12 protein-coding genes are annotated in these 12,562 nt (G+C 39.1%); 2 read left to right on the top strand and 10 right to left on the bottom strand.

All coding sequences use genetic code 11. From position 1 onward, the window contains the following. Positions 1-124: 124 nt before the first annotated feature. Positions 125-1,831 (top strand): patatin-like phospholipase family protein, encoded by a 1,707-nt coding sequence (locus EHQ43_RS12390; RefSeq protein WP_135741926.1) that lies wholly within the window; start codon positions 125-127, stop codon positions 1,829-1,831. Here the strand turns inward: EHQ43_RS12390 and EHQ43_RS12385 are convergent. The 10 genes from EHQ43_RS12385 to EHQ43_RS12340 form a co-directional block, all read right to left on the bottom strand. Then, positions 1,828-2,829 (bottom strand): PLP-dependent cysteine synthase family protein, encoded by a 1,002-nt coding sequence (locus tag EHQ43_RS12385; RefSeq protein ID WP_135771366.1) that lies wholly within the window; start codon positions 2,827-2,829, stop codon positions 1,828-1,830. The genes EHQ43_RS12390 and EHQ43_RS12385 overlap by 4 nt on opposite strands. Continuing rightward, the gene (locus tag EHQ43_RS12380; RefSeq protein ID WP_135741924.1) at positions 2,830-3,207 is read right to left on the bottom strand and encodes an FKBP-type peptidyl-prolyl cis-trans isomerase; all 378 of its coding nucleotides are present in this window, start codon (positions 3,205-3,207) and stop codon (positions 2,830-2,832) included. It lies immediately after the preceding gene. 8 nt (positions 3,208-3,215) lie between these two features. After that, positions 3,216-3,842 (bottom strand): 3-isopropylmalate dehydratase small subunit, encoded by a 627-nt coding sequence (leuD, locus tag EHQ43_RS12375; protein WP_135741923.1) that lies wholly within the window; start codon positions 3,840-3,842, stop codon positions 3,216-3,218. Position 3,843: 1 nt separating this feature from the next. Beyond that, complete coding sequence (leuC, locus tag EHQ43_RS12370) at positions 3,844-5,238, bottom strand: 3-isopropylmalate dehydratase large subunit (protein ID WP_135741922.1); 1,395 nt, start codon at positions 5,236-5,238, stop codon at positions 3,844-3,846. 78 nt (positions 5,239-5,316) lie between these two features. Next, positions 5,317-6,150 (bottom strand): hypothetical protein, encoded by an 834-nt coding sequence (locus EHQ43_RS12365; protein WP_135771365.1) that lies wholly within the window; start codon positions 6,148-6,150, stop codon positions 5,317-5,319. A gap of 1 nt (position 6,151) precedes the next feature. Further along, positions 6,152-7,627 (bottom strand): FHA domain-containing protein, encoded by a 1,476-nt coding sequence (locus EHQ43_RS12360; protein WP_135771364.1) that lies wholly within the window; start codon positions 7,625-7,627, stop codon positions 6,152-6,154. Continuing rightward, the gene (locus EHQ43_RS12355; RefSeq protein WP_244242789.1) at positions 7,587-8,342 is read right to left on the bottom strand and encodes an ATP-binding cassette domain-containing protein; all 756 of its coding nucleotides are present in this window, start codon (positions 8,340-8,342) and stop codon (positions 7,587-7,589) included. The genes EHQ43_RS12360 and EHQ43_RS12355 overlap by 41 nt, the downstream gene beginning before the upstream one ends. Beyond that, the gene (locus tag EHQ43_RS12350) at positions 8,335-8,922 is read right to left on the bottom strand and encodes a D-sedoheptulose 7-phosphate isomerase (protein ID WP_135741918.1); all 588 of its coding nucleotides are present in this window, start codon (positions 8,920-8,922) and stop codon (positions 8,335-8,337) included. The genes EHQ43_RS12355 and EHQ43_RS12350 overlap by 8 nt, the downstream gene beginning before the upstream one ends. Then, a complete protein-coding gene (locus tag EHQ43_RS12345; RefSeq protein ID WP_135771363.1) occupies positions 8,912-9,685 on the bottom strand; it encodes an LBBP_01157 family protein in 774 nt (257 codons plus the stop codon). The genes EHQ43_RS12350 and EHQ43_RS12345 overlap by 11 nt, the downstream gene beginning before the upstream one ends. Beyond that, the gene (locus EHQ43_RS12340) at positions 9,672-10,493 is read right to left on the bottom strand and encodes a glycosyltransferase family 2 protein (protein ID WP_135771362.1); all 822 of its coding nucleotides are present in this window, start codon (positions 10,491-10,493) and stop codon (positions 9,672-9,674) included. The genes EHQ43_RS12345 and EHQ43_RS12340 overlap by 14 nt, the downstream gene beginning before the upstream one ends. Before the next feature lie 30 nt (positions 10,494-10,523). On the opposite strand from EHQ43_RS12340, the gene EHQ43_RS12335 reads away from it, so the two are divergent. After that, complete coding sequence (locus EHQ43_RS12335) at positions 10,524-12,440, top strand: O-antigen ligase family protein (RefSeq protein ID WP_135771361.1); 1,917 nt, start codon at positions 10,524-10,526, stop codon at positions 12,438-12,440. Positions 12,441-12,562: the final 122 nt, after the last annotated feature.

Raw genomic sequence — 12,562 nt, 5'->3', positions numbered from 1 at the left:
TCCTGTTTGCTATACATACAGTTACTACTTAACATACAAGTAGTCAATGAATTTTTTTGAAAAACTTAAAAAATCGCAATTTCTCTTCCTTTCCTTTCTGAAACCCTGGTGGAAAAGGCAACATATGAAAGATCTTGAAGGCAAAATCCACCTCGTATCGAGTTTACCCCTTTTCCGCAGTCTTTCCAAAAAAGAAAAAACTTGGGTGGCCGAGTCGGTGCATATCGTCGAACGCGAGAGAGATGAAATCCTTTTTACAGCAGGAGATAGTGACCGAAGTTTATTTTTGATTTTGTCCGGTGGAATCAAATTGTTCCTTCCTAAAAAAGGCGAGGGAAAACGTGAGGAAGAAGTTCAATACTTAAAAAAGGGAGAATATTTTGGAATTCAATCCCTCCTAACAGGGGAAAAACACAACCATACAGCCGTTACAGTCAGCGAATCCCGATTTTTAGTTTTATCTCAATCAGAATTCCAAAAACTCATCCAAAAGATTCCTTATCTTTCCATCACATTTTCTAAGATGCTCACAAAGTCTTTACGTGGTGAACTACTTGGTGGCAAAGAATACTTTCGTAATTCAGTCATTTGCCTTGTTCATTCTGATTCGGTCACGAAAAACCAATTTGCGAATGAACTTGTGAACACCATTGAAAGAGAATCGGGAAAAAAATCGGTTATCCTTCATTTTGCACAAAATGGAAACTCAACTTCTCCTCAAACAAAATCCTATAAGTTCAAAGATGCCGATCGGATCAAAGAAACATTAGGCAAACACTATGCCAGCCATTCGTTTATTTTTTTAGAAGTGTTCCCTGATACAGATGAAAACCTCAAACAACTCTTAATTGAGGAAGCTGATCATATTGAAAATTTAGTTTCGGCAAAGTCAGAATCAAACCTTTGTGATTCCATTACAAAGGACGCAAAGGAAAATGAAATCCTCTACCATGAAACAAACATCCAAGAAATTTTAGACCACGGAAAATGGGAAATTTTTATACGCCGAAAAGCGAGAGAACTTTCAGGAGTGGAAATGGGTGTAGCACTTGGCGGAGGTGCTGCCCTTGGCCTTGCTCAAGTGGGGATCATGAAAGTTATGGAAGAAGAAGGGATCATTCCTGATATGATCGCTGGTACAAGTATTGGTGCCATCATCGGCGCTTTTTGGGCAAGTGGACTCGGTTATAAAGGGATCCTTCCCTTACTCGGAGAAATTGATAGTCTATTCAAAATGTTCAAATTAGTGGACTTATCATTTCCTGGCCAAGGATTATTGCATGGCAAACATGTACGGACCCTTCTTGAAAAGTATCTTGGTGATTTGTATTTTGAAGACCTACCCATCAAACTTCGACTCATCAGCTGCGATATCTCCACAAGGCAAGAAATCGTTTTATCAGAAGGAAAAGTTTTGGATGCAGTCATGGCAAGTATTTCCATCCCAGGGGTCTTTGTCCCCCAACCGCAAGAAAATGGTAAAACCTATGTCGATGGTGGGATTGTAAATCCGCTTCCGGTTTCGGCCCTCACCCAAGAAGGAATCCAAAAGATTATCGCCATCAATTCAATGCCCAGTTCGAAAGACGAAATGAAAACAAATAAAATGTTAAATTTGAATGTCCTCGATATCATTGTGAACAGTTTGTATTCACTGCAATACCGAATTGGAAAGTACAGTGCTCAGGAAGCTGATGTGTATTTAAATCCAATCCTACCAAATTCTAATTGGTTTGAGTTTTGGAGGAGCAAAGAATTCATTGAGTTAGGCGAAACAGTTGCAAGAAGTTCCATTGAAGAAATCAAACAGCTGTTTAGCGAAAAATACTAATCTCTATCGGGAGATAAAATAACAATATTAAAGGGGTTCCTATCATTTTTTTCTGATTCTGATAATGTTTCAGAAAATCGTAAAGCTCCTGTGATCACAGTTCCTGTTGTAAGACCTGCAAAAATCCCTTCTTTTTCATACAAATCCGCTTGTAAGTGCAACGCTTCATCTTTTGTGACATGAAAATAATGATCGATGAGTTTTGGGTCATAAACGGCTGGTAAACGAATCCTTTCACGTTCTTTAGGATTGTCAGTTTTCCCATATTCCATAAAGGGAGAGTTTTGTTTCCCGGCTATGATCACCTTTACCCTTCTGTCTTGTGACTTGAGGTAACGCCCAATCCCAGTAATAGCGCCACCAGAACCAGGAGCAGAAATCACAGCTCCCACTTTCCCCTGTAAGTCGCGCCAGATTTCAGGCCCTGTTGTTTTGAAATGGAAATTGGGGTTGGCTGGATTTTCCAACTCATCAGGAATGTAACCTCCCAATTTTTTTGCTTTTGCTTCCGCAAGTTCCATTATTTTCAAGGGATCCGATTCATTGGTGACAGTGACTTCTGCACCATAACTGCGAAGGAGTTGGACACGTTCTGGTGAAGTTGTTAGTGGTACCAAACAATACACAGGGTATCCTTTCACTTTTCCGATCCAGGTAAAACTCACCGATGAAGAACCTGCCCCAGAAAGGATGATGGGCATTCCTCTTTTTAGTTTTCCACGTTTTTCAGCGTCTAACACCATTGCAATGGCGGTACGGTCTTTGGCAGAACCTGTCGGATTTAAAAATTCAGCTTTTAAATAAAACTGTAATCCTGAATATTCAGAGCCAATTCGATTCAAACGAATGAGAGGTGTGTTGCCAATCAATTGCAAAACATTGTCTTTAATTGGTTTGGCAACGGAAAGTTCCTTTCCAAAGATACCTTGTACATTATTGAGGGCTTGCAACAAACTGTTGCCAAAGTCGTCTATTCCTTTGGAAATTGGATCGATCATTTATTTTACTTTTATCAATTCTACGTCAAAAACGAGAGTCGAGTTTGCAGGAATTGGACCAACAGCTCTTTCCCCATAACCATATTTAGGTGGAATGGTAAGTTTTCTTTTCCCACCTTCTTTCATTCCCACAATCCCACGTTCCCATCCTTGGATCACTTGGCCCTGGCCGAGTTGGAAACTAAATGGTTCCCCACGGTCGACAGACGAGTCAAAAACTTTACCATTGGTTAACTTACCTGTATAGTGGACAACAACGGTTGTTCCACGGATTGCTTCTTTGCCTAATCCTTGTTTGGTGTCTTGGATTAAAAGTTCATCTGCAAAAACACTGGTAACGAACATCAAAAAACTAAGAGTTAAGAATAACTTTTTCATGGGACTAATTATACACTCTTTCTGTACAACCAGGGAACTTCTTTTTGGTTCTTTTCTTCAAATTTTTGAATAAAATCTGCTTTTTGAAGGGTAAGTCCAATATCATCCAAACCATTGAGAAGGCAATGTTTGCGAAAAGCATCGACTTCAAAAGGATATTTTTTTCCTTCTTCTGTCACGACAACTTGGTTTTCCAAATCGATTTCTAAATTAGCACCAGGTTTTTTGTCGATTGTTTGGAAAATTTCTTCAATTTGAGCTTCAGGTAAAACAATCGGGAGCATTCCATTTTTGAAACAGTTATTGTAAAAAATATCTGCATATGATGGAGAAAGGATCGCTCGAAACCCATAATCTTCTAACGCCCAAGGTGCATGTTCGCGGGATGAACCACATCCAAAATTATCACGAGTGACAAGGATCGTGGCGCCTTGGTATCTAGGTGCATTCAGGACAAAGTCAGGGTTTGGTTTTTGGCCTGCATCGTCTAAAAATCTCCAATCATGGAACAAATGTTTTCCAAAACCAGACCTTTCAATTTTACGAAGGAACTGCTTTGGGATGATTTGGTCTGTGTCAACATTGGCTTTGTCAAGAAGGGCTGCGATCCCTTTTAATTTTGTAAATGCTTTCATCTTATTTCCACTCCCGAATGTCTACAAAGTGACCTTCTACCGCTACAGCGGCAGCCATTGCTGGTCCTACTAAGTGGGTTCTCCCACCTTTCCCTTGCCTTCCTTCAAAATTTCTATTGGAGGTTGAAGCACAACGATCACCCGGGGACAATACGTCATCATTCATCGCAAGGCACATCGAACAACCTGGGTTCCTCCACTGGAAGCCAGCTTCGATAAAAATTTGATCAAGGCCTTCACTTTCTGCTTGGCGTTTCACTCGGCCAGAACCTGGCACGATGATTGCTTCGACATCTTTACTGACTTTTTTCCCTTTGACAGTCTCTGCGACAACGCGTAAGTCTTCGATCCTTGAATTGGTACAAGATCCAATGAATACTTTATTCACTTTTACATCCGAAAGTTTTTGGCCTGGTTTTAAATCCATATAGGCAAGGGCTGATTCAGCTGATTTTTTCTGTACTGGATCTGAAAAATCATTAGGACTAGGCACTGTTGCAGTGACTGGGATCACTTGTCCTGGAGAAGTTCCCCAAGATACCATTGGCGCAATTTCATTTGCATTGAGTGTGACTGTTTTATCAAACTTGGCACCAGGGTCAGTGGCATAGGCCTTCCATTTAGCAGCTGCTAATTCAAATGCTTCACCTTTTGGTGCATAATCACGACCCTTAATGTAGTTAATTGTTGTTTCATCAGGAGAGATAAGACCCGCTCTTGCACCAGCTTCGATTGCCATATTACAAATGGTCATCCTACCTTCCATACTGAGTGAGCGAATTGCTTCGCCCGTGAACTCGATGACATAACCTGTTGCTCCGTCCGTTCCAATTTTTCCGATGATAGCAAGGACGATGTCTTTTGCAGAAACTAAGGGAGAAAGTTTTCCATCAACTCGGATTTCCAATGTTTTCGGTTTCTTTTGGACTAGGGTTTGGGTAGCGAGCACATGTTCTACTTCAGATGTTCCTATTCCAAAAGCAAGAGCACCAAAAGCACCATGAGTTGCCGTATGAGAATCCCCACAAACAATCGTCATACCAGGATGAGTGAGCCCAAGTTCTGGAGCCACAACGTGTACGATTCCATTGTCAGGGTGATTGATATCAAATAATGTAATTCCGTTTTCTTTGCAATTATCCATTAACGTTTGCATTTGCAAAACAGAAATGGGATCCACTGATTTCCAATCTCTTGTCCTTGTGGATACGTTATGATCCATCGTCGCAAAGGTTGCATCAGGGCGTCTGACTTTTCTATTTGTCAGTTTCAAACTTTCGAAGGCTTGTGGGCTAGTTACTTCGTGGACGAGGTGGCGGTCAATGTAGATGAGACAGGTCCCATCATCCTCGTGCACCAAATGGTCATTCCAAATCTTCTCGAACATGGTTTTCATAACTAGACTCCCCCACTTCCAGTCATAACTCGGACATGGGGGTCTGTGTCCAGGGAATTTGAAAAAATAGATTGATTCTTAAGGTGTTTGGACAGTTGAGCCGTCGACATAACTGCCAGAGATTCCTGAACAATGTGTGGCAGCAGTTCCCCCACCTCCACCTGTCAGTGGCGCTGTATAAACACTGATGATATACCCCACACTGGATTGAGTTACCTTACAGGATCCAACCACACTTGTTTCTGTGCACTTGGCGGTTTGTTTGGTCCCCGAAAGGCAACTTGTCAAATAACCATAGTAGTTTTGACAAACCCCACCACCGATGGCACATGCAAATTTGTATGTTTTTGTAGAACCACCGTTTAATAAATCGGCAAGGTCAGAATCAGACACTGTTTGGACTGCAGTCCCATCCGTGAGAACAGAGAGAGGATTCGCGGTTCCACTTTCCTTTTGGTACACATACAAAAGGTAACTCCCCGCTTTTGTAAAATTGATGATGGTTTGAGTGCCGTCCGTTTTTGTGTATTCGGTTCCTTCTTTTGCAAGAGGTGCAATATTCAATTCAAGGGGACAACTGGTAGAAGTATACACGGCAACTTTTGTCAACCGAGAGAGAACAACTCTTGTTCCGATTTGTGCCCCCTTGATTTGCATCACCGCGTAATACGTATCACCAGCGAGCAAAAATGAAACAGCTTGGGAAGTGGTAGTGATACCCGTATAACCGGCTTTCAGTTGAGAACCAAGTCCCGCGACAGTACAACCGCTTTCTCCTGTTTCTTTTGCTAGGAAAAGTGAAGTAGCTGCATCATTGTTGGAAGTTTCACCTGAACAATAAGAATTGAAAAAAATCACCAGAAAGGAAAAGAGGAGACTGATTCGTTTTAGAAGTTTCTTCATTTCTAACATGTCAGTATCTCCCTCGGAATGTAAGAATTGATTTTCCTAATTGGATTTCGTCCAAATTGTGCAAGACTTTAGGGCGTAACAATTTTCTACCGTTTAAGTATACACCCCCCTCTGAAACACAATCAAACAATATATATTTCCCTTTGCGATTTTTTATTTTGGCATGGAGACCAGACACAGTTGGGTCATGCAGTACAATATGGTTGGACTCAAAGTTACCAATGGTCATTTCTGACCATTGAAGTGGAATTGGATCATACAATTGGTTTCCTTCCCTCACTTGGATGACAGCATAAGTATAGGATGTCCCTGGTAAAATTGTCCTTTCTTTAGTTGCAAGGGCAATTTCGCGATCCTTTGCTGCCTTCTCCAATGTTTCACCATACATCCTGTCATATACTTCTAACTCATCCCTACGTTCCAGATTTTCAACATTCGAGACAGGAGTTAAAGAAGGTTGGCGCACCTGATCAGCATTAGTTTGTTCAAAACCTCGTAAGTAATAGAGAGAAGCGATACACAAACAAATTAAAAATAAACTCACAGGGAAAAAAACAAAAGGGTCAGAAATTTTTAAATATAGAGTTTGGAATGGAGTGATTTCATATTGGAATCCAAATTGGATACCAGTGGGAACCGATGTAAGGGAACCATTCACTTCATTTTCTTTCCATAAGGATAATTTCCAAGGTGAAATATAGGAAAGTTCCAAATCTGGACTCATGGTTTCTTTTAAATTCAAAAATAAAGATTCAAAACTTTCTTGTTTTGATATGGGATAAAAATCACCCTTCGCATAACTTACTAGTTTATTTGCTTCCAATGAATGGGGAGAAAGGACAATGAGTTTCAGACCTTTCTCTCGAATTTGTTTTGCGAATTCAGGAATTTCAAATCGGTCTGGCCATTCTTTCGAAAAACTAACAAGTAATAGAATATGATCTTCACTAGTTTCGTTCTTTGGAATTGAACCAACTAACTTTTCCCAATTGCGTATTGGAAACTGAGGGATTTTTTCCTTAGGAAATGGAAACGAAACATCCAAAACTTGGGATCGAATCCTTTCAAATACATGAAATTTATCATCCGATTGGATATGAAGTTTCGCTTGGCCACCACTTTGTTCTGATACCTTCACTAGTTGGTTGACAAGAGTGAGTAACCAACGTCTATCTTCTGAATTCGTATAACTTGGTATTGAAATGGATAAATACAAAGGATTCTTTTTTTCAAAACGAGATAATTGAAAACCATCGGTAAACCGTGCAGTATTTCCTAATTGTTCCGAGAGTGTATAACCGCTTAGATCCAATTCTCCATTAACATGGAGTCGTAATTTTACATTGGGATAGGAAGTTAAATCAATGGATCGAAGGGAAATCTGAGACTGAGAAAAAATAGGAAAAGAAACACAAAAAACAAAAAGGAAAAACCAATTACTGAAATAAAACGGAGGCTTCCTTAAGTTGTTTTCCATATTCTGAATTTGGCTCCAATTGTTGGTTTGAAATGGGAAGTGATTCGACAACTTCCCCTTCTTTCATTATCGTAACTTGGGATGCCAGACTTGCGACGATCCGAAGCTCGTGTGTAATAAAAACAACTGTCATACCCGATTTTGCTAATTTTTCCACAGTTTCCAAGACAATTTTTTCGGAAAATGCATCAAGCCCTGTTGTTGGTTCATCCAAGACTAATATCTTTGGATGACGCAGGAAAGCAAGAACCAGTAGAATCCTTTGTTTTTCCCCTCCTGAAAGATTTTTTGCATATTGTTTCCAATGTGTACGAGAGATCGCTAGTTGATCAAAATAAGTTAAAACTGTTTCTACTGTTATGTGGGATAATTTCGATAACTTTAAAAAATCTGTGATTTGGCTCTCGATGGTACGATAGGGATGGAATGCTAAATTGGGATTTTGCGGAACGAGGAATAAATTTGGTTTCTCATGAAAATGATCTGAGAAAACTGACTCACCTAAAACCGAAAAGGTATCATACGTCAATTGGTATCCTTCTGGTAAAATGGAAAACAATGCCAAAGCAAGAGTTGATTTCCCAGACCCAGATTCACCGATAATTCCGTGAATGGTTCCTGTTTGGATATTTAGTCCGATTGATTTCCAAATGAAGTGCCCCTCTTTGGATTTAAGTGTGGCATTTTGGATTTGGATGATGGGAGAATCAATCAAGCCCAAACAATTCCTTTTCAATGATACTACAAAGAATGTGTCCAATTAAAATATGGGATTCTTGTATCCTTGCGGTTACGTGGGATGGGACAATGATTTCCACATCGGCTTTCCCCTTTAATTTTCCGCCATCACCACCAAGGAGTAGAACCACTTTCATTCCATTTTTTTTTGCTTCTTCCACTGCCAGTATGATATTTTTAGAATTGCCTGAAGTAGTAAGTCCGACAAATACATCTTTTGACTTACCAAATGCTTCCAGTTGCCTTTGGAATAGAAACTCATATCCATAATCATTAGAACAAGCAGTGAGCACCGCCTGATCACTGTTTAGCGCAATGGCAGGAATGGCTTTCCTTTCATTCCCTGACTTATAACGAATGACTAGTTCCGCAGCAATATGGGAAGCATCACAACTGGATCCTCCATTTCCTGCAAAGTATAAAATTCCGTCTGCCTTTAGTGATTCAACAAGGATCTTTCCCGCTTGTGAAATGTTTGGAAGAAGAGTTGGAAGAAGTTGTTCTTTCACTCGAATGGATTCTTCGATATGGGTTTGAATTAATTGGCTATGCTCCATGTTCTAATTCCTTTTCTCTTCTTTCTCTGATTAAATTGATCTTATATCCAAATTCTTTTAAGGCATTCCCAAAACCAAAAAGATTTTTGGATTTGGAATGAGGATTGGTATCGTTATGATTTCCTAAATTCAAATAAAATAATTCATCACGAACAAGTCTCTTTTGTCTTTCCGTTGCGACTTTGATAAAAAACTCTTTACACTCTTCCCCAATCGCAAGCATCACAAGAGCCAGTGAATTAGGTGAGATCTGTAAGATTAGTTGTTCTTGCCAAAATCGTTCCCAACCAAGGACAATTCTCCAGTCTTCTTTTGGTGAATCTGATTCTAAAAATAAATCCGCTCTAGGAATGGCTTGTAAGTCTAAAAAATCATCTAAATTTCGAATTTCTTTTGCAAGATTCTGATTTAACAAACCTTCATCCACAAACAATACTCCAGCCCATTTTCCATCTTTATTTTTATACAAATGGTTATCCGTGACGAGGATGATTGAATAATCTTCTCCTTCTATGCGAAAGAGTTTTTCATTTGTTTTGGTCAAACGAAACTTTTTTGATTCAATGACAACACCAGATGAGATTTGTTTGGTGGGGAGTTTTTTTTTCCAACTTTCAGAAGCCGCCGCCCATTCCATGGCAAAGGATTTTGGTTCTTTTTTCCTTTTTGAAGGATCCAATTCTTTTTTGTTTTGACCCTTGGAGAAAAAGGAAAAAAGTTTTTTTAAGAAGCCAGATTTGGACTGGGATTTATTTTTTGCCATAGTCTTTTCTAATATTGGAAGGTCTTTCCAATTTCAACGTATCTAATTCATAGAGTTTTGCATATTTGAGGAATGTAGAAAATGAGGAAGCAAGGGCAATCCAAAGTCCAGGAATTCCATCTAAAAATCCAAATTTAAATAAATAGATTTCCAGAAATTTCCCCAATGGTTTGAATAACGTTTTCAAAAGGGAAAACCTTTCTCCTTTCGCATAACGAGTGTATGCAACAATACTAGAAAATTGATTAATAGTTGTGATTTGGTGGCTGAAGTCAGTAAAACTATAATGCAAAATATCACCCTTCATCACTTTCCCAATAGAACCTGGTTTTAGTTCGATAAAGTCATGTGGGTTTTCCCCGATCCAACTTGCATTTTCTTTTTTGAACAATCGGAAACGACGTTGTGGATACCAACCGCTAAAACGAATCCAACGTCCTAAATGAAACGTGAGTCTCGCAATTTTAAATCCATCACACCTGACCTCTTCTGCTTCTAAAAAGGTCGTGATGGATTTTTGTAAAACATCATTTGCTCTTTCATCAGCATCAAGGGAAAGAATCCAATCATTTTGGCAAAAGGAGATTGCTTTATTTTTTTGTTCGACATGCCCAGGAAATGGAGCTTCGAAAAAACGGACCTTGGAAAAGGATGTGGCAATTTCCTTCGTTCGGTCCGTACTCAAAGAGTCTAGAACGATGATTTCATCTGCAATGGATTCTACCGAACGGATACAATCCCCAATATTTTTCTCTTCATTGAAGGTGATGATGGCCACCGACAATTTTCTTTTTCTCTTGCCATCCATAGGAGTTAAAACCTATTCTTTTAACCAAATATGATTGGGAAAGAAACATTTCATACGTTTTCCTTTGTTTTTCTGGCTGTTTTTTTTGTCGTATCACCTTTTTCCATTAGCCTTAGCCAAATCTCCTGTGGGTTATCCCTCTTCTTTTTGTTCCTAGACCATATAAAAAGAAAAGAATGTCCAAGTTTACCTTTGCCTCTCATTTTTTGGGCGGGATTGTATTTTAGTTTTTTACTCATCCCCCTCCTTCATTTAGAATCCTTCCATTGGAAGCAAAACATCATCAAATCAGAGTTTGGTGATTCATGGATGGGGTTATTATTACTCCACCAGAACTACCTAAACAATGCAGAGAAAAAGAAACTGAAGTCTTTTGTTATCATAGGTGGTATGTTTCTCATCCTTTCTGGGGTCGTATCCTTATTAACACATTACCGATTGGCTCCCTTTGTGATGGATGGGTTTCGTTATGTGGAAGGAAAAAGACTACCCCACCTACTCACTGAGTTAAAAGGGATTTCTTTTTACTTACCAATTGGTTTCCAAAGTACCCACCTCACTTATGGAGGTCTTTTGGCAGTTTACTTGCCTTCCGTGTTTGTAATGACGTTTCGTTTGGTGCAAAAGAAAAGAGTAATCAGAAAACATTCGATTCTCTTAATTGGAAATTTGATACTTTCTGCTTTGGGTTTGGTATTATTATTTTTAAACCAAAGTAGGTCCATATGGATCGGTTTTTTATTGGGAATGATTCTTCTCATACACAAACGGAGAACATCCTTCAAAAGATTATTCCCTTGGATCATTGCACTTACCTTTTTAATCCTTTCAATTTTGATCCTTTTTTATCATACCAATTGGTTATTCCAAAGGGCAATTGATGATATATTCGCTAAACGTTCGTTAGAGAATCAAAGGGTATGGATTCATAAAATGAATTTTTCTATCTTAAAAGAACATTTTGGGCTTGGGATTGGTGCAGGAAATTACGAAACTTCCTTTATTGATGTTGCAATACCAATTGTGGATTCCATCCCTGAATTGTATTATGATTTGATGATCACACCTAAATCCCATGCGCATTTTGATTTTTTGCATGGAATACTATTGGGTGGAGTCACCGCATTCTGTTTTTCAATAGCATTTTTATGGTCAATCACACGAAGTTTGGAATTGGTTCCTCGCCATTTCTTTTTTTATATTGGCATATTTGTTATCATTATTGCGGGTAGTTTTCAATGTTATCTGTTAGACGATGAAGTTTTACTACCTTTTATGGGTATTTTGGCTTTAATGCCTACACAAAAAATGGATTTGTTTTTGTTATCTCAAAATCTCAAACGTTATTTTATGAAGGAAGGCATTTGGCTCACTTTGTTTCGAATGGTTCCCTTTAGCTTTGGGATCGCCCTATTATGGATCAGTTTGAGTCTCACGGCTACCTACCTTTGGAGTCGCACAGAAAACAAGGAATTAAGCCTTCATAGAACAAGAACTCAGGATAATTTTCCAAGCCCTCTGACACAAATGTCCATCAATGCCAAAACACCTATCCCACTACCATTTCCGACAAAGGAATTGTATTTTAAACTTTCAGGTTGTTTGGATAAAGAAATGAACTTTAAGCGGAATCTAAAGCCAAGACAAAAACCAATCCGATTAGAAATCCTTTGGGACAAAGACAAACAATCTTACTTACCAAACTCAATTACAATTGAAATTCGCAAACGTGAAAGTTTTGACCAAGACAAAGAATACCGTGTGCATGTAGAATCGGTTGTTCGGAAGTTCACGATCCCAATCACAGGGAATGACCATAGGATCGAAGTGGACCCTCGTGAATTCGAGAATACATTGCCAGAATTTGTAGATTTTGGTTTTTTGTATCGCTGGCAAGGTGATGCGCCTCTCTTACCAAGAATTCACATGCAAGGCAACTGTGATTGAATCGTAGAGGAAAACTACATTTGGGTAGAAAAAGATGAAATGTTGATTTGAGTTTGGTTTGCTAGAGAGGCTTCTGCGGGAATCGCTTCGACCTTCTGCCATCCTGGCCTTTCGATCTCAAG

Origin of the sequence: Leptospira bouyouniensis, from assembly GCF_004769525.1 — a bacterium.
In the GTDB taxonomy this organism is placed as follows: Bacteria; Spirochaetota; Leptospiria; order Leptospirales; family Leptospiraceae; genus Leptospira_A; species Leptospira_A bouyouniensis.
This window is presented reverse-complemented; position numbering and strand designations above follow the sequence as displayed.

Bases quoted from the DNA above. Each gene is read 5' to 3' on its own strand.
- EHQ43_RS12390 (WP_135741926.1), top strand. From the start codon at position 125: ATGAAAGATCTTGAAGGCAAAATCCACCTCGTATCGAGTTTACCCCTT.
- EHQ43_RS12385 (WP_135771366.1), bottom strand. From the start codon at position 2,829: ATGATCGATCCAATTTCCAAAGGAATAGACGACTTTGGCAACAGTTTG.
- EHQ43_RS12380 (WP_135741924.1), bottom strand. From the start codon at position 3,207: ATGAAAAAGTTATTCTTAACTCTTAGTTTTTTGATGTTCGTTACCAGT.
- leuD (WP_135741923.1), bottom strand. From the start codon at position 3,842: ATGAAAGCATTTACAAAATTAAAAGGGATCGCAGCCCTTCTTGACAAA.
- leuC (WP_135741922.1), bottom strand. From the start codon at position 5,238: ATGAAAACCATGTTCGAGAAGATTTGGAATGACCATTTGGTGCACGAG.
- EHQ43_RS12365 (WP_135771365.1), bottom strand. From the start codon at position 6,150: ATGTTAGAAATGAAGAAACTTCTAAAACGAATCAGTCTCCTCTTTTCC.
- EHQ43_RS12360 (WP_135771364.1), bottom strand. From the start codon at position 7,627: ATGGAAAACAACTTAAGGAAGCCTCCGTTTTATTTCAGTAATTGGTTT.
- EHQ43_RS12350 (WP_135741918.1), bottom strand. From the start codon at position 8,922: ATGGAGCATAGCCAATTAATTCAAACCCATATCGAAGAATCCATTCGA.
- EHQ43_RS12345 (WP_135771363.1), bottom strand. From the start codon at position 9,685: ATGGCAAAAAATAAATCCCAGTCCAAATCTGGCTTCTTAAAAAAACTT.
- EHQ43_RS12340 (WP_135771362.1), bottom strand. From the start codon at position 10,493: ATGGATGGCAAGAGAAAAAGAAAATTGTCGGTGGCCATCATCACCTTC.
- EHQ43_RS12335 (WP_135771361.1), top strand. From the start codon at position 10,524: ATGATTGGGAAAGAAACATTTCATACGTTTTCCTTTGTTTTTCTGGCT.